Origin of the sequence: Streptomyces sp. CB00455, from assembly GCF_001905445.1 — a bacterium.
Lineage (GTDB): Bacteria > Actinomycetota > Actinomycetes > Streptomycetales > Streptomycetaceae > Streptomyces.
In genome coordinates, this window is record NZ_LIVQ01000003.1 from 559,445 (window position 1) to 576,792 (window position 17,348).

The window sequence follows — 17,348 nt, forward strand, 5'->3', positions numbered from 1 at the left end:
CCCTCCCCCCTACCTCCCCACCCTCACCCCGCGATCGCCTCGTACAGCGAGAACGCCGCCAGCGCCGCCATCACCGCCGCCGCCACCTTCGTGATCAGGCGCAGCGGCACGTACTTCATCAAGGTGCGCCCGCCCAGGATGCCGATGCCCGCGACCGCCCACAGGGCGAGTACGGCGCCAATGCCGACGGAGACCGGGTTGTCGTAGCGGGCGGCGAGGTTGGCGGTCATGATCTGGGTCAGGTCACCGAACTCCGCCACCAGGATCAGCATGAAGCCGGCTCCCGACACCTTCCAGAACGACTGGTCGGCGGGCGGTTTGACCTCCTCCTCGCCGTCGTCCTTCTTCAGGAGCAGCAGGGCCGCGCCCGCGAGGAACAGGACGCCCACGACGGCCTGGACGAGCCGGTGCGGGAGCAGGGTGAGCACGCTTCCCGCAGCGATGGCGAGCGCGACGTGGACGGCGAAGGCGGCCGCCACGCCCGCGAAGACGTAGGAGGCGCGGTAGCGGGTGCCGAGCATCAGGCCGGCGAGGGCCGTCTTGTCGGGGAGTTCGGCAAGGAAGACGACACCGAAGGCGATCGCCAGGATGCTGAAGCTGAACACGGGGGTGAAACCTCACTCGGTCGGGCAGGACGCCATCGGTACCGAGAGACCTGGAACATGTCGGGGGTCGCTTCGGCTCGGCGGCGCCCTGACTGGCGTGTGCGCGCACGAGCGCGCCGACGCATGAACAGGACACTGCGGCCGAAGGTCTCGCTGGCCGACCGCTGACCGCGGCCTACCTCCGGGCGCCGGCTGGGGTGACCCAGCAGTATGTCGACGGTCCGGCGAAGAGCTACTCCCCTTCTGCACCACCCAGGGTACGTGACGCTCCCGCCCGCCCGGAACAGGCCATAGGTCCCGTCCGGCATCGCCGGCCCCGGCCCGCCCTCCGCTCCCCGCCGCCGCCTCCGCCTCCGCTTCCCCCCTCCGGAACCTCAACATCCGCTTGAGCAGGTGGCGTTACAACCTTTGATGTGACGTGCCCATGTCGCCACACTGTCACCTGGCGCCCACCCGCACGAAACCCGGCGCCGCCAGCATGGCCGTGCCCCGCCGGGGTCCGCACGGCCACTCCACACCCCCCACAGGGAGCCCCTCATGGCACTCATACCCACCGTCTACGCGCGTCGAATTGGCGTGCTCGCGTCAGCAGCGGCCCTCGCTGCCCTCACCTCCCTCATGACCGCGCCCAGCGCACAGGCCGCCCCGCCCACCCCCATCAGCGCCGCGGCCGCCCGCTCGTACCTGGCCACGGTCACCCCGAAGACGGAGGGTTCCACCAGCGGCTACAGCCGCGACCTCTTCCCGCACTGGAGCACCGTCTCCGGTGCCTGCAACACCCGGGAGACCGTCCTCAAGCGCGACGGCGTCAACGTCGCCCAGGACTCCGCCTGCGCCGCCGTGAGCGGCAGCTGGTACTCCGAGTACGACGGCGCCACCTGGACCGCCGCTGCCGACCTCGACATCGACCACGTCGTCCCGCTCGCCGAGGCCTGGCGCTCCGGCGCGAACGCCTGGACCACCACCAAGCGCCAGCAGTTCGCCAACGACCTCACCCGCCCGCAGCTCATCGCCGTCACCGACAACGTCAACCAGGCCAAGGGCGACCAGGACCCCGGCAAGTGGCTGCCCTCCCGGACCGCCTACCGCTGTACGTACGCGCGGATGTGGGTCCAGGTGAAGCAGTACTACGCCCTGGCCATGGACTCCGGCGAGAAGTCGGCCCTGGTCGGCATCCTCAACGGCTGCTGACGCCCCCGGCGGCCACCGGCTGGTGACGGCGGCGGCCGATCGCCACTGACCACGCCGCCGGATCCGCTCCCTCCACTCCCGCTCGTCCCGTTCTCCCCCGCCAGGGGGAGGCGGCCCTCCCCCTGGCCGTCGTACCGTGATCGAAGAGGCTACGGAGGAGGGGGAGTTGCATGGCCGGACTGCGTCTGGGGCCACTGCTGCGCTACGTCGACTGGGACACGGGCGGGTCCGCCACCATATGGGTCGAGGCGGACCGCCCGTGCACGGCCGAGGTGCGGTGCGCCGACGGGGCGGGCGGCAGCGCGCGCACCTTCCAGGTCGCCGGCCACCACTACGCGGTGGTGCCGGTGACCGGCCTGACGCCGGGGACGGCCACGGCGTACGAGGTCCTGCTCGACGACGTGCCCGTGTGGCCGCTGCCCGACAGCCGTTTCCCGCCGAGCACGATCGCCACCCCGGCCGTGAAGGGCTCCGGGCGGCCCGCGCCCGGGCTGCGCGTCACGTTCGGGTCCTGCCGGCAAGCGGCGCCGCCCGCCGGACGGTTCGGGCCGCACGGGCCGGACGCGCTCGACACCCTCGCGGCACGCATCGCCACCGACCCGTCGGCGGTGCGCCCCGACCTCCTGCTGCTCCTCGGAGATCAGGTGTACGCCGACGCACTGTCCCGGGAGACCAGGCGGTGGCTCTCGGCCCGGCGGGACTTGCGGGAGGCACCCGGGGCCCAGGTCGCGGACTACGAGGAGTACACCCGCCTCTACTACGAGTCCTGGCTCGACCCGGAGATCCGGTGGCTGCTGTCGACCGTGCCGAGCCTGCACATATTCGACGACCACGACGTCATCGACGACTGGAACACGAGCGCGGCGTGGCTGGCGCAGATGCGCGCGACGCCGTGGTGGCAGGAGCGGGTGCTGAGCGGGCTGATGTCGTACTGGGTCTACCAGCACCTGGGGAACCTCTCACCCGGCGAACTGGCGGCCGACGGGCTGTACGGGGCGATGCGCGAGACCCCTGACGGGACGGACCTGCTGCGCTCCTTCGCCTCCGCGGCCGATGCCGACCCGGCTACGGTGCGCTGGAGCTACCGCAGGGACTTCGGCCGGACCCGGCTGCTGATGGTCGACACCCGGGCCGCGCGGGTGCTGGCCGAGGACGGGCGGGCGATGCTGGATCCGGCGGAGGAGTCGTGGCTGCGGGAGAACGCCCTGGCGGGGCACGGAGGTTACGACCACCTGCTGATCGGGTCGTCCCTGCCGTGGCTGATGCCGCAGCTGATCCACGATGCGGAGACGTGGAACGCCGCGCTGTGCCGCGGGGAGCGGGGGCCCCGGTGGGCGCGCATAGGGGAGGACCTGCGCCGGCGCAGCGATCTGGAGCACTGGGCGGCGTTCCCGGCCTCGTTCGCGGCGTTGACCGATCTGATCGAGGAGGTCGGGACGGGCCCGCGGGCGCCGGCGACGGTCTGCGTGCTGTCGGGGGACGTGCACCACGCGTACGTGGCCGAGCCGCTGATACCCAGTACGGCGCGGGTGTTCCAGCTGACGTGCTCGCCGGTGCACAACTCCATCCACATGGTGGTGAAGCTGGGGTTCCGGCTGGGCTGGTCGCGGCTGGGACGGTGGCTGGGGCGCGGCTTCTCCCGGCACGGCCGGACGGGACGGCCACCGGTGGCCTGGCGGCGTACGGGTGGGCCGTGGTTCGGGAACCAGCTGATGACGCTGTCGCTGGCGGGCAGGAGCGCCCGACTGCGGTTGGACCAGGCGCACAAGGAACGCAAGGGGGCCCGGCTGGTGACGGTGATGGACCGCGAGCTGACCGATGCGGAGCAGGGGGGAGGAGGGCGGGCGTAGCCGCGCCCCGGGCGTCCGGGCGGCCGACGCCGGGCGTACGCTGTATGGCTGTCAGCCGCTCCTGCCGCTCCCCCGCGACGTCGCGGCGCTTCATGCCGCAGCACGTCCACCGGACTGGGGAGTCCCGCCTTGTTTGAGACTCTGGGGTCGCTGACCGCGAGCCCGTGGATCTATGCCGTGGTGGCGGTGTCGGTCGTGTTCGACGTCTTCCTTCCGGTACTGCCGAGCGGGGTTCTCGTGATCACGGCCGCGGCGGCCGCTGCGGCTGCGGGGGCGGCGGGGCCGGTCGCGGTGCCCGCCCAGGTGCCGGACATCCTGGCGCTCCTGGTGATCGCCACGACCGCGTCGGTGCTGGGTGACATGGCCGCGTACCGGCTGGCCCGGCGCAGCGGCGCCCGTCTGGACCGGGCCATCGCGCGCTCCCGCCGGCTGACACGGGCCCACGACCGGCTCGGCACGGCCCTGGCCCGCGGCGGTGGCGCCCTGGTGGTCATCGCCCGCTTCGCCCCGGCCGGGCGCTCGGTGGTCTCCCTGGGCGCGGGCCGGACCCAGCGCAAGGTGAAGGAGTTCCTGCCCTGGTCGGTGCTGGCGGGCATGGCCTGGGCCGGGTACAGCGTGTCCCTGGGCTACTTCGGCACCCAGTGGCTCGGCACCCAGTGGCTGGGCACGGCCGTCTCCCTGGTCGCCCTCTTCGCAGCGGGCGCCCTGGCAGCCTTCCTGATCCGCCGCCCGACGACCCCCACCCCCACGCCGGCAACCTGACCCCGCGCCCGCACCCCTTCCCGTCCTCCCCCGGGCGTCCCGCCACCTGTGCCGCCCGGCCCCGCCCCCGGCCGGCACCCCCGCCGGGCCCGCCCCGGACCTTTGCCCTGCCTCACCCGCCTCACCCCAGCCGTGCCGCCGCCCCAGGGCACCGGGACACAGGTCCCGCCCGGCCGGTCCGAGTCCCCGACCTCCGACCGGGGGTACTGCGGGCCCGAGCGGTCGGGGCACTGGCTCCGGTGCGCCCCGGCCCGACTCCGGGCTCCGGGCTCCGGGCTCCGGAAGCCGCCCCGCCCGGATCCCCGGCTCCGGCTCGCCCGGTCCGGATCCACTGCCTCGCATGGCGTAGCGGGTCACCCGTTCACCCGGCCCCGATCGCCGCCCCACGGCCCGGCTCCTAGCGTCACAGAGTGGCGCGCAACCGAATCCGCGTCACATCCGTGCCCTGGCCGCGCTGTTTCGAGGAGCCGAGGAGTTCTCTCCATGCCCGCCACGCCGCTCGCCACACCGCCCGCCGCGCGACCCGCCCCGCGACCCACGGCGCCGCGCCGCCTGTCGGCTCTCGCCGCGCTGACCCTCGCCGTCGCCGCGGTCACCCCCGCCACGGTCGCCTACGCCGCCCCCGCCGCCACCGTCTCCCCCGGCACCGTCGCCCCGGGCGGCCGCGTCTCCCTCAACATCGAAGGTTGCGGCACCAAGACCGGCAGGGCTTCCTCCACCGCCTTCGGCGACGTACGCCTGACGCCCGGCAATCAGGAGGCCACCAACCTCTTCGGCAGCGCCACCGTCCTCGGCAACGCCGTCCAGGGCACGCACCGCGTCACCTTCGAGTGCGGCGGCGCCGGAGGCCAGCGGGTCACCGTCTCGCTCACCGTCGCCCCGAGTGGCGCGCGCGGCGGGACGGGCGGCAGCGTCGGATCGATGCGGACGGGGCAGATCGCCGTGGGCGGGGCCCTCGCCGTCGGCGCGCTCGGTGCCGGGGTATGGGTGATGCGGCGACGCCTCTCCGCCTGACTACTGCGCCGGAGGGGGCTGCGGGCCCCGCCCCTGCGTCCGCCTGTGACGAGCCCGCCTGGGTGGCAATGGCGCCCCCATGGCCCGGCCCCTGCTCACCCGGGCCGTGCCTGCCCGGGGCGGTCTCGGGGCAGGTAGAGCCGGTCCGGCCGCCGGGGCAACGCGCGCGTGCGCCGCCCGCGAGCCGACGCGGTCAGCAGGTGCTGAGGTGCGCCGGTCCGGGCCGGCGGGCGGTCACGCGGTGGTGGCGGCCGCCTGACCCCGTACGCGCACCCCGTCGAGCAGCAACCGCGTGGCTTCGGCGACGGCGTCCACCGCCGCCTCGAACACCTCGCGGTTGTGCGCGGCGGGGGCCCGGAAGCCGGACACCTTGCGTACGTACTGCAGCGCTGCGGCGCGGATCTCCTCCTCGGTGGCCTTCTCAGGGATGGCGGGCGGGCGCAGGGTCTTGATCGAGCGGCACATACTCCTACTATCGCGCTACCCCGGCAGCTCGGCGCCCGATAATTTCAAGATCAGGCCGGCCTGGAGTCGGCTCCGCAGCTCAGGGTCGGTGACCTCGTCCAGCAGTGCGATGGCCTGTTGCGTGGTCTCGGCGGCCCGCCGGTCCTCGCGCAGGGAGGCGGTCTGGGCAGCCATGTGCCTGAGGGCGAGGTCGGCCCGCCGGTGGAACAGCTGGCCGACCAGCGTGGTGATCAGTCCCACCGAGCTCGTCACGACCCCGAGGTACAGCTCTCCGCCGGCCTCGGCCTTCCAGACGGCCAGCGCCACCCCGAAGAGCAGGATCGCGGCGCCGACCCCGGCGAAGCGCTGGCTGGTCGCGAAGCTGCTCCGGGCCTGGGTCAGGCCGTAGGCGTAGTACTCCACCAGGATGGGTGTGAAGTCGTCGCGCCGGTCGCCGAGTTGCGCCCTCTGGTGGGGGATGCCGCCGACGTCGTCGAATTTCGGGTTCCCCTCGCGGACGGACGGCCCGACGGGTGACGCGGCACCCGGAACATCGAGGTGCGCGAGCAGTCGTGCCCGCTCCTCGTCCCGCTGGAGTTCGAACCGCGCACCGGCCGCCCTCTCCAGCATCACCAGCACCACCGAGACCGCGGCCACCGCCGCGACCACCCCACCCCGTGCGAGCCACTCGCCCATCCCCCGACGATCCCACGGCCGGGCCGCCGGGCCAAGGGATCGTCCGGCCCCGAGCGCGCCGGGCGGACCCGGCGCTACTGCCGGGTCCGCCCGCGAAGGGTCAGTAGCCCCAGCGCGCCCGGCTGCCGTCCTGGCGGCAGTGGATGAGCCGCCCGTTCCCGGCATGCGTGGACCGCCCGATGTCCGCCTTGCGGCAGAACTGCCCCGCGCTGTAGCAGTTTCCGGCCTCGGAAACGATCTCGCAGTCCCCGCCGACCGCGGCCTCGGTCGGCGCTTTCGTCGGCGCCTTGGTGGTGGGCTTCGGAGCAGCCTTGGTGACGGCCGCCTCGGGAGCCTTCTGATCGGCGGTCTCCGCGACCGGCGGCTCGGCCACCGGGGACGCAGACGCGGAAGGCGCAGCAGAAAGAGAAGGAGAGGGCGGAGGACTGGGAGACAGGGACGGCGAAGCCGTCGTGGGGGCCGGCGCCACCGAAGCGGGCGCCGAAACGGCCGGCGCACCCCCCTCGGCAGGCCCACAGGCGACGGCAACCCCCGCCACCACCAGCGCGACCAGCACCCGCCTGACCGCTCCCCCGACCCGTCTGCGGCCTCTGCCGCCCTCACTCGCGTCACTGCCACGCACGGCGCTGTGCATCGGTACCCCCACCTGAAGCCATCGAAAGGAGGCACATCATATGAACGACAGTTCGCCCCCGCCGGACTTCTCCCAAAATCCCCGCCCCAGACCCCACCTGCACGCAAAAGGCCCCCCGACCGTGACCGGTCGGGGGGCCTTGCGTCTGGTGGGCGCGGACGGTTTCGAACCGCCGACATCTGCTTTGTAAGAGCAGCGCTCTACCCCTGAGCTACGCACCCGTGGATGAGTGGACAGCCTACATGCCGGGCGCACCCCCGGCGCAAACCCGTTCCCGTGGGGGAGAATGGTCCGCGGGGCAAGGCGGACGCGGTACGGGAGAGGGATTGTGACGACGGCATCCCGGCGTTGGTTCGGTGGGCGGGACGAGAGTCGGCGGGCGGATGCTCAGGCGGCCAAGGATGCCGCCGCCGCGGCGTTCTACGAGCTGGACACCGCGCAGCGGGATCTGCGGATCTCGATCGAGACCATTGCCGCGGCGGACGGGTCGCCCGCCGCGCGGCAGGCCGGCGAGGGTTTCGCCGCGCTCGGGCAGCGGATCGACCAGGTCAGCCAGGTGTACATCGAGGCCGTCGACGCGCACGACCTGGACCGGGTGGATCTGGAGGGCTCCGCCGCCGCGCGGGCCCGGGAGGAGCTGACCCGGGCGCGCGAGGAGCTGGTGCGGGTCAAGGGGGAGCTGGACCGTTTCGCCCAGGGCCTGCAGCCGCTGCTGGACAAGGCCGAGACGCAGCTGGCCCGGGTGGCGCCGGCCCGGGAGCGGGCCAAGGCCGCGCTGCTGGCGGCCAGTGACGCGCTGGACGCCGTACGGGCCAAGGGGATGCGGGCCGATGACCTGGCCGCGCGGCTGGCGGCGCTGGGCCCGGAGCTGACGAAGCTGAACGAGGGCGCCGGCCGGCACGGGGTCCAGGAGACGGTGCAGCGCGCCGACCGGATCCTGCGCGACGCGGAGGGTGTGCGCGCCGAGGCGGCGCGGCTGCCGGAGCGGGCCGCGGAGATCGACCGCCGGCTGGTCAGCCTGCGGACCCGGGCCCAGGCGCTGCGCAACCGGGCGGACCGGGTCGATCCGGTCCTGAGCGAGCTGCGCCGGCGGTTCAGCGCGGCGTGCTGGCAGGACCTCCAGCACGTCCCGGACCAGGCCGTACGGGACGTCGCCGAGGCCGAGGACCGGCTGCTGGAGGCTTCCCGGGCGCGGGAGGAGCAGCGCTGGGCGGACGTCGGGGCGCTGTTCGACGCGGTACGGGCGTCCCTGGATGCGACCGACGAAGCGGTGTCGGCGGCGCAGGACCGGCTGACGCGGCTGGAGGCGGTGGCGCGCGATCCGAAGGCCGAGGTGGAGCGGACCCGGTTCGCGATCCGGGATGCGCAGCGGCTGGCGATGGCGGGCCGCAGCGTGCCCGATCCGCGGCACGCGCGGCCGCTGGACGCGTCGGTGGCCCGGGTCGAGCGGGCGCTGGCGGCGCTGGAGGGACGGCACCCCGACTATTGGGCCTTCCTGCTGGAGATGGAGGAGGTACGAGGGGCCGTGCAGCAGGTGGTGACCGGCATACGGGCGGAGCGCGGGCACGGCTGACTTGTCCGGGCCGCCGGGGCGGCGGATGCTGGAGGCGACAGGAAAGCCGGGAGGGGCCGGCACTGCCGTCCCACCGGACCCCGCCGCTGCTCCCGACCGCTCCCGCACCACACCGCCCGGCAGAGGGCGGCCCGAGGCAGGCAGAGGAGGCCGGTATGGCCACCCACGCGGTCCGGCACGTGAGGCGCCCGGTAGCGGCGCGGCTCGACGAGCACCTGCCGGTCGACCACCGGCTGAGCAAGGTGTACCGGGTGGGCGCGGGTCTGACGGGCCTGCTGCTCGTACTATTCGGGGTCCTGGGCCTCATCGACCGGATCGGCTTCTTCGACACGGGCGGGGACCGGGTCCTGGGCCTCAACACGAACGGGGCGCTGAGCGTCCTGTCGATCCTGGTCGGTCTGCTGCTGTGCTTCGGGATGCTCAAGGGCGGGAACTTCGCCTCGACCCTGAACATCGTGCTGGGCCTGCTGTTCATCGCGAGCGGCTTCGTGAACCTCGCGCTGCTGGACACGGGGCTGAACTTCCTGGCCTTCCACATCCCGAATGTGCTGTTCAGCTTCGTCGTCGGCGTGATGCTCATGTGGTTCGGGATGTACGGGCGGGTGGGCAGCGCCCTGCCGCACGACAATCCGTACTGGCGGGCCCGCCACCCCGAGGAGGCGGAGCGCGAACAGCGCGCCCGTCGGCGGTAGTCGCGCTCGGCCCGGGCTCCCTCCGGCGTTCCGGCCACCGTCGTCTGCGCGGCCGTCTCTGTGTCCGTCTCTGTGGCCGTCTCTGTGTCCGTCTCTGTGTCCGTCTCTGTGTCCGTCTCGGTGGCCGTCTGCGCGCGTCCCCCGCCCGGGGATACCCGGACCGGCCCCGGCCGCATAGCCTTGGCCGCATGCCTCGATACGAATACCGCTGCCGGACCTGCGACGACACCTTCGAGCTGAGCCGGCCCATGGCCGAGTCCTCCGCGCCCGCCGACTGCCCCGCCGGCCACCCGGACACCGTCAAGCTGCTGTCCGCCGTCGCCGTCGGCGGGAGCAGCAGCGCCCCCGCCGCGGCCCCCGCCATGGGTGGCGGCGGCGGTTGCTGCGGCGGAGGCGGCTGCGGCTGACCTCCGCCGACGGACGCCCGGCGCGGCTGGCCTCCGCCTACTGGCGTCCGCCGCGGCTGACCTCCCGCCGCCGGACACCCGGCGCCGGGCCGCCGCCGGACCCGGCGGCTCACACCCGGCGGTTCACATCCGACTGCGGCCCGGCGCCGGCACCCGGCCGCCGGCCCGGGACAGCCGTACGCAGCCACCCGCACCGGCGCGGCCGGGCCGGGGCCGGGCCCCGGGGCGCGCGGGATCTCAGCGCTTGCGCGAGAGCGTCAGCCCGTCCGAGATCGCCAGCAGCACCGACTCCATGCGCGGATCCGCCGCGACGTGGTCGTTGTAGGCGCGCACGCCCGCCGCCGAGCCGGTGGCCGTCTCGTCGAGGACCCTGCCGTGGAAGAGCGTGTTGTCCGTGACGATCAGGCCGCCCCGGCGCAGCCTCGGCACCAGTTCCTCCCAGTAGGCGATCTGGCTCTCCTTGTCGGCGTCCACGTAGGCCAGGTCGATGTGCTCCTCCTGCGGCATGGCCCGCAGGGTCTCCAGCGCGGGCGCGATGCGCAGGTCGATGCGGTCGGCGACGCCCGCCGCCTCCCACGCCTCCCTGCCGTACGCCGTCCACTCCTCGGAGACGTCGCAGGCGACGACGCGGCCGCCGGCGGGCAGCGCCTGGGCCATCGACAGGGTGGAGAATCCGGTGAAGGTGCCGATCTCGACGATGTGCCGGGCGCCCGTCAGCCGGACCAGGAAGGCCAGCAGCGGCCCCTGCTCCTGCGCCGACTGCATCCCGGCGACGTCGGGGAACTTCTCGTAGGTGGTCTCCACCAGCCTCTGCTGCACCGCGTCCAGCGGGGGGTTGTGGGCGAGCATGTACCGGTAGAGCTCGTCAGTGATCTTGGTGCTGTTGCCCTTGGTCATGCCGTCAGTGTCGCAACCGTCCTGCCGAATTCGCGGACGATTTCCTCACCCGCCAGCACCCCGGCCGCCGTCAGGGCGGTGACGGTCGGCGCGTTCCACCGGGCTTCGGCCAGTTCTCCGTGGCCCGGGCGCCAGCCGGCGTCCGCCGCCAGCAGCAGGTCGGCGTCCAGCAGCGAGTCGCCGGCGGCGAGGGTGGTCGTGGCGCCCGTGCGGTCGGCGACCTCGCGCATCGCCGCGCTCTTGGTCAGCGGACGCGGCACGGCGTAGATCTTGCGGCCTTGGAGGGAGACCGTCCAGCCGCGCGTCTGTGCCCACTCCGACAGGGACTTCAGCCACTGCGCGGGGACCAGGGCGCGCTCCACGACCAGGTAGGCGAACAGGTCCTCGGCGATCCGCGTCTTGCGCAGCCACATCGGGTCGGCCGTGGCCAGCAGGTGGGCGTGGACCTCTTCCAGCGGGGCGCACTCCTGCGCCAGGCGCGCCGCGACCTGCCGCCGCCAGTCGCGGTCCGGTACCCCGTCGACGAGCAGCTGACCGCCGTTCGCGCAGATGGCGTACCGGGCGGGGCGGCCGGGGAAGCGGATGCGCTGGTACTGCTTGCGGGTGCGTGTCGTGGTCGGGACGAAGACGACCGACGGGTCGGCGGACAGTTCCGCCAGGAGTCCGGCCGCCGTCTCCGTCATGTAGGACAGCGGCTTGCTCTCATGGACCTCGACGCACAGCAGCCGGGGGGCCACCGGGTCGGGCATGGTCAGGCCGAGGGCGGCCGCCGAGTAGATGAGCGTACGGTCGAGATCACTGGCTACCAGGACAGTCACTTGGAGGCCACAGCCTTTCCGTCGGCGCCGGTGGCGCCGCGCGTGAACCGGGGGTGGATGAGTCCGACGCACGTGTAGGGCAGCCCGTCGACTTCCTCCACCGGGACTCCGCGCTGCCCGGCGAGCAGCCGTACGTGGTCCAGGTCTGCCCCGGCGCCGCGCTGGGCGAGGATCTTCCACGGCACCCGGCGCAGCAGGACCCGGGTGGTCTCGCCGACGCCCGGCTTGACCAGGTTGACGTCGTGGATGCCGTACTCCTCGCTGATGCGTTCAACCGCGGCCCAGCCCTCCCAGGTCGGGGTGCGGTCGGCCGCGAGGAGCTCCTTGACCCCGGTGTCGACGGCGTCGGCCACCTCGTCGAAGTGGGCGGCGACGGTGTCGACGAAGTCGGTGGAGACGTCGGCGCCGGCGAGTTCGCGGTAGAACTTCGCGCCGTGGAAGTCGCGGGGCCCGACCAGGTCGGACCTCAGAACCGTACGCGAGACGAGCCCGGAGACGGTGGAATTGAGACAGGCGGAGGGGATCAGGAAGTCCTCGCGGGTGCCGTAGGTCTCCACGCAGGAGCCGGGGTCGGCGAGGACGACGATCTCGGGGTCGAAGCCGGGGAAATCGGCGAGGGCGGCCTTCAGTTCGCGGCTGATGGCGCCCTTGCCGGTCCAGCCGTCGACGAAGACGACATCGGCCGGGTCGTGGTGGGCGGCCAGCCAGCGCAGGGCGTTGGCGTCGATGCCGCGGCCGCGCACGATGGAGACGGCGTAGTGCGGCAGGTCCAGACCGTGCCGGGCCTGCGCCCAGCGCCGCATGAGCACGCCGACGGGGGTGCCGGCGCGGGCCAGGGAGACCAGGACCGGGGACGGGCGGGGGTCCCGCGCGTGCCGGAGGCCCCGGGGGCGTTCGGCGAGGACGGTCTCGGTGACGACGCCGACGGCGCGGGCGATGCGGGCCGCGGAGGCGGTCAGGGCGCTCTGGTAGAGCTGCTGGTACTGGGGGGACGGCTGGTACTCGACGGGCAGGGATTCGGCGTAGTGCGCGCCGCCCGCTTGGATCGCCTCCTCGCGCTCCTCGGTCGGGGCCTCCAGCCGCACGTCGGAGAAGTCCTGGAGCAGCCAGCCGACGTCCTCGGCCGCGTACGAGGAGAAGGCGGGGCCGCGCAGGGGCTCGGTCATGATCGGCTCCTGCCGGTCGGGTACGTGGGACGGTACGACGGCCAGCAGGACGCGGCCGGTGTGCGGGGCCAGGCCCGCGAGCAGTCCGGTCCGCAGCTCGGGGGTGTCCCCGGCGGAGTCGACGACGGCGACGACGGCGTCGAAGCCGGCTCCGGCGACGTTGTAGGCGTACCGGTCGCCGGGGCCGTCGGCCGGGGCGTCGTGGGCCGGGAAGACGAGCCGGGTGCGGATGGCGTAGCCGGGGTCGTCGACGGCGAGGACGGGCGAGCGGGTGGTGGTGGAGAAGCGGACCTCACGGGCCGCTCCGGCCTCCTCCAGGGCCTTGGCGAGGCGCAGCGGCGCGTACATCAGCTCTTCGTTGCCGAGGACGAGGACCCGTCCGGGGTCCCGGCCGAGCGCGGCCGCGATCCGGGCGGCCATCGCGGGCAGGGCGTCGTCCAGGGCCTTGCGGTGGGCGCAGGTGAAGCCGTGGCGGCCGCCGTCGGGGACCCCCGCGGGCCAGTCGAGGTCCACGCGGTGGTGGGTACGGGCGTGGCCCTGGGGGCCGTCGCCGTCGTCGCGAGCGTCGCGGTCCGGGCACGAGCCGTCCGCGGGGATCGCGGTCGGGCCGTCCCCGCGGGCCGCGGCCGCCGGGCCGCCGGCCGGGGTCACGGGCGCGCCGTCCGCCGGGGTCACGGCCGGGCCATTCCCCCGGGTCGCGGCGACGGCGGCCCGGGCCTTCGCTTCGTACTCCTCGACCAGCGCCTGCCCCTTGGCCAGGACCCCCTCCGGGAGGCGCACCGTTCCCGAGGCGAGCGCGACGAGGTCGACGCGGGCGCCCAGCTCGGCGGCGAAGGCGGTGAGCCGGTCGCGGTCGGCCGGGGAACGCATGTCGACGAGGGCGACGACCACGTAGTGCGCGCGGGGGTGGCGTGCGTGCAGGTCGCGAATGGTGTTCAGGACCGTGTTGCCGGTGGAGAACTCGTCGTCGACGAGGACCAGCGGCCCGCTGCCGGCGAGCAGCGCCGGGTCCTCGGGCAGCAGCAGGTGCGAGGTGGCGTGCGAGTGCGCCTCCTCGAAACCGCCGGCGGGCTCGACCCCCGGCACGGGGCGGCGGGTGGAGTGCAGGTAGGGGGCGGGGCCGAGGCCGTCGGCCACGCAGTGGCCGAGGCCGGTGGCCGTCTCGGCGTAACCGAGGACGACCGCGGATGCGGCTGTGTCCTCGCCGAGCAGCGCCCGGACTCTCTCGCCGAGCCCGTATCCGGCGGCGTACACGGCCGCCGGGGACTGCGGGACGTGCTTTCCCAGCACCTGCGAGACCAGCAGGTGCGCCCGCTTGGGGTTGCGCCGCAGGGCGAGCCCGAGCAGCTCCGGGAGCCGCGGGGAGCCCGGATCGCCGGCCTCCTCCAGACCGACGCCCAATCGCTCCGCGACCCAGGTTCCCGACCACACCGATTCGATCGTCTTGCCCTTCTCCGTCGTACGCCTCGTCCGGGGCGGGCTCACACCTGGAGCCCTGCCGTGAGCAGGTCGACGAAGCCGACCTCCTCCTTCGCCACACCGAAGACCTCGGCGCGCTGCATGGTGCGCTCGGCCCAGGCCCGGTGGGGCTTCACTTCGTTCATCTTGTTCGTATAAGCCGACCGCATGACGCCGCCGCCGCCGCGCTCGGGGCGCAGGATGTCCTGGGCGTCGCTGAATTCCTCGTGGGAGACCACCGACAGCGCGTGGACGGGCGTGACGTGCGCGGGGTGGATGCAGGTCTTGCCGAGCAGGCCGTTGGCCCGGTCCAGCTCGATCTCCCGCAGGAGGCCGTCCAGGTCGTGCTCGATGAGGGCGGTGCGCAGCTCCTCGACGCCCTCCTCCAGGAAGGGGCTGCGGCGCAGCTGGGGCTTGAAGAGGCGCTGCTGGCTGCGGAAGTACTCCCAGACCGGGCCGGTGACGGTGAAGCCGGTGCCGTCCGCGCGGCTGAGGACGTTGACCACGTCGGCGATCACGCCGGCCACGATCTGGACGTCGTAGGCGGTCATGTCGGGGGTGCGCCGCAGGCCGTAGGCCGAGCAGAAGTCGGTGACGCCCAGGCGCAGGGCCAGGACCCGCTCGCGGTGGCTGTCCACCGTGCGGGAGATCCCGGCGAGGGCGTCGGCGCGGGTTTCCAGGTGGAGGAGGTCGGGGGTTTCCAGGACGGGCATGGCGTACAGGCGTCCCGGGGCGCTGGTGGCCTCCGTCTGGGCGACGGCGTCGAGGAAGGCCTTGCCGCGGCTCTCGTCGAACTTGGGAAGTACGAATCCGGCCAGTCTCCGCGCGGAGCGGCCGAGGCGGTGCACGAGGTCGGGTATCTGCTCGGGCGTGCGGACGCGGATGAACAGCAGCGGGAGCTCTTCCTCGTCCGCGTCGAGCTCGGCGAACTGCCGGACGAGGTTCTCCTCGGCCCCGGTGACGTCGCCGTCGCTGATGGAATCCTCCAGGCAGAGGACCATGGAGACGACTCCGTGGCCGGCCTGCTTGCGGATGTCCCGGGCGAGCTGGGGCCGGGTGGCGGGGCTGTAGAGCGTGGCACCGAGAGCGGCGGCGAGGACGCGCATCGGCGAGGATCCGGTGAATTCCACCGGTTCCTGGTGGAAGAGGTCCCTACGGACAGTGGGCGATATGTGCCCGAAGTGACGCATGTGCTTCCCCCGTACTGCCTCGGCGGCCCAACTGGCGTGGCCGGTAATAGTACGTACGAACGTGAGTCAAGAGTTCCTCAAGCACATGAAGTTCAGGTAACCCTCTTGCACCATGCCCCGCTCTTGCGTTCTCAGACACGCTCCTGCGGGGGGCCGCATTGTCCCGCTCCACCCCGGGAGGGCAGGATGACGGGCATGACGCACGCGATGCAGAAGGGCTCGAACATCCCGGTGGCCGCCGTGGCGGTCAGGGCGGTGCTCCGCTGGACGGCCGGCCCCGAGGTGCCGGACGTGGACGCCTCCGCCCTGCTCGTGGGTCCCGACGGCCGGGTGCGTTCGGATGAGGACTTCGTCTTCTACAACCAGCCCCGGCACCCCTCGGGCGCCGTCTGGCGGCTCGGCAAGAAGCAGCTCGGCGACGCGGTCACCGACGCCGTCCAGGCGGACCTGCGGACGGTGACCCGGTCGGTGGACCGGATCCTGGTGGTGGCCTCCGCCGAGGACGTCCCCTTCGAGCAGGTCCGCGACCTGCGCATCCTGCTGTACGACGCCACCGCGACCGGCGGCTCCGAACCGCTGGCCTACTTCGACGTGCGGCCCGAGACCGGCGCCGAGACGGCGCTGATCTGCGGGGAGCTGTACCGCCGGGGCGAGGGGTGGAAGTTCCGCGCCCTCGGTGAGGGCTACTCCGACGGCCTGGTGGGGCTGGCGACCGACCACGGGATCTCGGTCGACGAGAACGCCCCGGAGCCCGCCGGGAGCCCGGTGGCCGTGCCCACCGGCGACCAGACGGCGGCCATGGCCCCGCCGGCGCCGCCCACGCAGGCGCCGCCGCCGGTCGAGCCCGCCTACGGGTACCCCCAGCCCGTGTCCCCCGCCCCGGTGCCGGGACCGGGGGCGGACCCCTCCTTCCGGCTGCCGGTGCAGGGGCCGCAGTTCATCCGCCGCTGACGCACCCGGCGCCGGGGCGTGGCCGGCCCCGGGCGTGGCCGGGCTTGACCGCCCGGGTTGACCACCGGCTTGACCACCGGTCCGGGGCCGCCGGTCCGGGCTGCCGGTCCGGGGCCGCCGGTCCGGGGCCGCCGGGGGTTCGGCCGCGGTAGCCCTCCGGCGCTCCGGCCGGCCAGGGCGTCAGGCCTTGGTGCTCTTGTAACCCCGGCCCCACTGGAGGCCCCAGCCGTACAGCCGGTCCAGCTCGGCCTGGAAGCCGTACACGAACTTCACCTCGCGCCGCACGACCAGCTCCCCCTTGATCCGCTCCAGCGAGACCACCGCGCAGGAGCGGGCCTGCGGGTGCCGTTCCTCCAGCGGGATCTCGATCCGCGGGCCGGTGACCGGGAAGAGGGTGACCATGGCGTGCGTCCGGTCGAAGGCCGGGGTCTGGTCGTAGATGTAGACGAAGACCAGCAGCCGCTTGATGTCCTCGGCGTGGTCGAGGTTGACGTACAGGGTCTCGCCCGAGGCCGAACCGAAGCGGTCGTCCCCGCTGAGCTTGACGTACGGCGGGTCGTTGATGTCGCCGAGCAGGTTGCCCAATGGCTGCACGACGCCCCGGGTACCGTCCGTCAGCTCGTACAGGCAGCCCATGTCGAGGTCCACGTTGACCATGCCCTGGGTGTGCGCCTGCACCATGTCGGGCTTGAACAGTTTGAACGGGTGCCGCAAGAGCCGCCCGGCCTGTCCCGAGCTGCCGCCGATGTCCGAGGTGCGCATGCGCCAGGACAGGTTGACGCGCAGATTGCCGTGGACTGCCCCCTGCTTGCTGAGCGACACCGTCGGATGTCGCTTGCTCAGCTCGATCGCGTTCGACCCGGCGCTGCCCGACTGGAACTGCACGGCGCGGCTGCCCCTGATGCCGTCGAAGAAGCCCATCCCTACCCCCCCTTGATGCCTACGGAAAAGCGGGGCGGCCCGCCGGGTCCGCGGCCCTCCCCGGACTTCGTCCGGGAGG

Annotated in this window: 17 protein-coding genes and 1 tRNA gene; 8 read left to right on the plus strand and 10 right to left on the minus strand. The window is 73.5% G+C overall.

Features of this window, described 5'->3' with window-relative positions; translation table 11 throughout:
• Nucleotides 1-23: 23 nt before the first annotated feature.
• Nucleotides 24-605, minus strand: coding sequence for a TMEM165/GDT1 family protein (locus AMK16_RS15060; protein ID WP_073914793.1), 582 nt, complete (start codon nucleotides 603-605; stop codon nucleotides 24-26).
• A gap of 546 nt (nucleotides 606-1,151) precedes the next feature.
• Between AMK16_RS15060 and AMK16_RS15065 the strand changes: the two genes are divergently transcribed.
• The 4 genes from AMK16_RS15065 (at nucleotide 1,152) to AMK16_RS15080 (ending at nucleotide 5,422) form a co-directional block, all read left to right on the plus strand.
• Nucleotides 1,152-1,796 carry an HNH endonuclease family protein gene (locus tag AMK16_RS15065; RefSeq protein ID WP_107417164.1) on the plus strand — a complete coding sequence of 215 codons (645 nt, stop codon included), beginning with the start codon at nucleotides 1,152-1,154 and terminating at the stop codon, nucleotides 1,794-1,796.
• A 170-nt stretch (nucleotides 1,797-1,966) separates the two neighbouring features.
• The gene (locus tag AMK16_RS15070) at nucleotides 1,967-3,646 is read left to right on the plus strand and encodes an alkaline phosphatase D family protein (protein WP_073914798.1); all 1,680 of its coding nucleotides are present in this window, start codon (nucleotides 1,967-1,969) and stop codon (nucleotides 3,644-3,646) included.
• Nucleotides 3,647-3,775: 129 nt separating this feature from the next.
• A complete protein-coding gene (locus AMK16_RS15075) occupies nucleotides 3,776-4,408 on the plus strand; it encodes a DedA family protein (protein WP_073914800.1) in 633 nt (210 codons plus the stop codon).
• Nucleotides 4,409-4,891: 483 nt separating this feature from the next.
• Nucleotides 4,892-5,422 carry a hypothetical protein gene (locus tag AMK16_RS15080; RefSeq protein ID WP_073914802.1) on the plus strand — a complete coding sequence of 177 codons (531 nt, stop codon included), beginning with the start codon at nucleotides 4,892-4,894 and terminating at the stop codon, nucleotides 5,420-5,422.
• 234 nt (nucleotides 5,423-5,656) lie between these two features.
• On the opposite strand, the gene AMK16_RS15085 is transcribed toward AMK16_RS15080, so the two are convergent.
• The 4 genes from AMK16_RS15085 to AMK16_RS15100 all read right to left on the minus strand — a co-directional run bounded on the left by AMK16_RS15085 (nucleotide 5,657) and on the right by AMK16_RS15100 (nucleotide 7,417).
• A complete protein-coding gene (locus AMK16_RS15085; RefSeq protein ID WP_073914805.1) occupies nucleotides 5,657-5,887 on the minus strand; it encodes a DUF2277 domain-containing protein in 231 nt (76 codons plus the stop codon).
• Between the two features lie 15 nt (nucleotides 5,888-5,902).
• On the minus strand, nucleotides 5,903-6,562 hold the full coding sequence (locus AMK16_RS15090; protein WP_242438733.1) for a TRADD-N-associated membrane domain-containing protein: 660 nt from the start codon (nucleotides 6,560-6,562) through the stop codon (nucleotides 5,903-5,905).
• 100 nt (nucleotides 6,563-6,662) lie between these two features.
• A complete protein-coding gene (locus AMK16_RS15095) occupies nucleotides 6,663-6,935 on the minus strand; it encodes a hypothetical protein (RefSeq protein WP_073914806.1) in 273 nt (90 codons plus the stop codon).
• 407 nt (nucleotides 6,936-7,342) lie between these two features.
• Nucleotides 7,343-7,417, minus strand: a tRNA-Val gene (locus tag AMK16_RS15100).
• Between the two features lie 65 nt (nucleotides 7,418-7,482).
• Between AMK16_RS15100 and AMK16_RS15105 the strand changes: the two genes are divergently transcribed.
• From AMK16_RS15105 to AMK16_RS15115, 3 genes are all read left to right on the plus strand, one after another.
• Complete coding sequence (locus tag AMK16_RS15105; RefSeq protein WP_073914809.1) at nucleotides 7,483-8,769, plus strand: hypothetical protein; 1,287 nt, start codon at nucleotides 7,483-7,485, stop codon at nucleotides 8,767-8,769.
• A 155-nt stretch (nucleotides 8,770-8,924) separates the two neighbouring features.
• Nucleotides 8,925-9,461 (plus strand): DUF4383 domain-containing protein, encoded by a 537-nt coding sequence (locus tag AMK16_RS15110; RefSeq protein WP_073914810.1) that lies wholly within the window; start codon nucleotides 8,925-8,927, stop codon nucleotides 9,459-9,461.
• Between the two features lie 188 nt (nucleotides 9,462-9,649).
• On the plus strand, nucleotides 9,650-9,868 hold the full coding sequence (locus tag AMK16_RS15115; RefSeq protein ID WP_073914813.1) for an FmdB family zinc ribbon protein: 219 nt from the start codon (nucleotides 9,650-9,652) through the stop codon (nucleotides 9,866-9,868).
• 237 nt (nucleotides 9,869-10,105) lie between these two features.
• Here AMK16_RS15115 and AMK16_RS15120 read toward each other — a convergent pair whose 3' ends face one another.
• Genes AMK16_RS15120 through AMK16_RS15135 form a run of 4 tightly spaced genes read right to left on the minus strand, consistent with a single transcriptional unit; the run spans nucleotide 10,106 to nucleotide 15,397 of the window.
• Nucleotides 10,106-10,765: an O-methyltransferase gene (locus AMK16_RS15120; protein WP_073914816.1), complete on the minus strand. Its 660-nt coding sequence runs from the start codon at nucleotides 10,763-10,765 to the stop codon at nucleotides 10,106-10,108.
• Entirely contained in the window at nucleotides 10,762-11,583 is an 822-nt protein-coding gene (locus AMK16_RS15125; RefSeq protein WP_073914818.1) for an HAD family hydrolase, read from the minus strand. Before AMK16_RS15125 ends, AMK16_RS15120 begins: the two co-directional genes overlap by 4 nt.
• On the minus strand, nucleotides 11,580-14,234 hold the full coding sequence (locus AMK16_RS15130) for a phosphoribosyltransferase (RefSeq protein ID WP_242438734.1): 2,655 nt from the start codon (nucleotides 14,232-14,234) through the stop codon (nucleotides 11,580-11,582). Before AMK16_RS15130 ends, AMK16_RS15125 begins: the two co-directional genes overlap by 4 nt.
• Nucleotides 14,231-15,397: an HpcH/HpaI aldolase/citrate lyase family protein gene (locus tag AMK16_RS15135; RefSeq protein WP_073914820.1), complete on the minus strand. Its 1,167-nt coding sequence runs from the start codon at nucleotides 15,395-15,397 to the stop codon at nucleotides 14,231-14,233. Before AMK16_RS15135 ends, AMK16_RS15130 begins: the two co-directional genes overlap by 4 nt.
• A gap of 195 nt (nucleotides 15,398-15,592) precedes the next feature.
• Between AMK16_RS15135 and AMK16_RS15140 the strand changes: the two genes are divergently transcribed.
• Nucleotides 15,593-16,348: a TerD family protein gene (locus tag AMK16_RS15140; protein WP_073914823.1), complete on the plus strand. Its 756-nt coding sequence runs from the start codon at nucleotides 15,593-15,595 to the stop codon at nucleotides 16,346-16,348.
• A gap of 180 nt (nucleotides 16,349-16,528) precedes the next feature.
• Here AMK16_RS15140 and AMK16_RS15145 read toward each other — a convergent pair whose 3' ends face one another.
• The gene (locus tag AMK16_RS15145) at nucleotides 16,529-17,269 is read right to left on the minus strand and encodes a TerD family protein (RefSeq protein WP_073914825.1); all 741 of its coding nucleotides are present in this window, start codon (nucleotides 17,267-17,269) and stop codon (nucleotides 16,529-16,531) included.
• Between the last annotated feature and the right edge of the window lie 79 nt (nucleotides 17,270-17,348).

Bases quoted from the DNA above. Each gene is read 5' to 3' on its own strand.
- AMK16_RS15120 (WP_073914816.1), bottom strand. From the start codon at position 10,765: ATGACCAAGGGCAACAGCACCAAGATCACTGACGAGCTCTACCGGTAC.
- AMK16_RS15070 (WP_073914798.1), top strand. From the start codon at position 1,967: ATGGCCGGACTGCGTCTGGGGCCACTGCTGCGCTACGTCGACTGGGAC.
- AMK16_RS15135 (WP_073914820.1), bottom strand. From the start codon at position 15,397: ATGCGTCACTTCGGGCACATATCGCCCACTGTCCGTAGGGACCTCTTC.
- AMK16_RS15110 (WP_073914810.1), top strand. From the start codon at position 8,925: ATGGCCACCCACGCGGTCCGGCACGTGAGGCGCCCGGTAGCGGCGCGG.
- AMK16_RS15115 (WP_073914813.1), top strand. From the start codon at position 9,650: ATGCCTCGATACGAATACCGCTGCCGGACCTGCGACGACACCTTCGAG.
- AMK16_RS15105 (WP_073914809.1), top strand. From the start codon at position 7,483: ATGGTCCGCGGGGCAAGGCGGACGCGGTACGGGAGAGGGATTGTGACG.
- AMK16_RS15085 (WP_073914805.1), bottom strand. From the start codon at position 5,887: ATGTGCCGCTCGATCAAGACCCTGCGCCCGCCCGCCATCCCTGAGAAG.
- AMK16_RS15090 (WP_242438733.1), bottom strand. From the start codon at position 6,562: ATGGGCGAGTGGCTCGCACGGGGTGGGGTGGTCGCGGCGGTGGCCGCG.
- AMK16_RS15080 (WP_073914802.1), top strand. From the start codon at position 4,892: ATGCCCGCCACGCCGCTCGCCACACCGCCCGCCGCGCGACCCGCCCCG.
- AMK16_RS15145 (WP_073914825.1), bottom strand. From the start codon at position 17,269: ATGGGCTTCTTCGACGGCATCAGGGGCAGCCGCGCCGTGCAGTTCCAG.
- AMK16_RS15140 (WP_073914823.1), top strand. From the start codon at position 15,593: ATGACGCACGCGATGCAGAAGGGCTCGAACATCCCGGTGGCCGCCGTG.